1 protein-coding gene is annotated in these 257 nt (G+C 52.5%); it reads left to right on the forward strand.

Annotated features, from left to right (window positions below; genetic code table 11):
* The coding region (locus SB719_RS21205; RefSeq protein WP_412159894.1) for a nucleoside transporter C-terminal domain-containing protein at nt 1-257 on the forward strand (257 nt) is incomplete at both ends.

Below are 257 nucleotides of genomic sequence, written 5' to 3' on the forward strand. Positions count from 1 at the left end.
GACTGGGCTGAAAATCGCCGCTGGTGTAGCGACGGTGGTAATGGCGTTTGTCGCAATTATTGCGCTGATCAACGGCATTATCGGCGGAATTGGTGGCTGGTTTGGTTTCGCCAATGCCTCTCTGGAAAGTATTTTTGGCTATGTGCTGGCACCGCTGGCGTGGATCATGGGTGTGGACTGGAGTGATGCCAATCTTGCGGGTAGCCTGATTGGGCAGAAACTGGCGATTAACGAATTCGTCGCTTACCTGAGTTTCT

This window comes from Pantoea sp. SIMBA_079, assembly GCF_046940275.1.
GTDB lineage: Bacteria > Pseudomonadota > Gammaproteobacteria > Enterobacterales > Enterobacteriaceae > Pantoea > Pantoea borealis.